Below are 255 nucleotides of genomic sequence, written 5' to 3'. Positions count from 1 at the left end.
GAAGAGGCGCAGGCTCAATCTTTATATCTGACATCTCTCTTAGGATTTCCACATAAACATCATAAGAATAGCATCCGGAAATCTTAATGCCGTCATCATCTGTTTTGTCGTTAAAAACGATAAGAGTTGGGATTTGTGTAACATCCATCTCTTGAGAAAACTTCAGATCACAGCGTAAAGCTTTGATAGCCGCTTCAGAAGAAAGATCATTTAAAAATTCTTCCTCATCCAGACCGACTGAACGGGCGATCTCTA

1 protein-coding gene is annotated in these 255 nt (G+C 39.6%); it reads right to left on the bottom strand.

Annotated features, from left to right (window positions below; genetic code table 11):
* On the bottom strand, nucleotides 1-255 hold a 255-nt coding region (locus tag M3196_RS21905), incomplete at both ends, for a DsbA family protein (protein ID WP_251324387.1).

The organism is Fictibacillus nanhaiensis (assembly GCF_023715445.1).
In the GTDB taxonomy this organism is placed as follows: domain Bacteria; phylum Bacillota; class Bacilli; order Bacillales; family Fictibacillaceae; genus Fictibacillus; species Fictibacillus nanhaiensis_D.
This window is presented reverse-complemented; position numbering and strand designations above follow the sequence as displayed.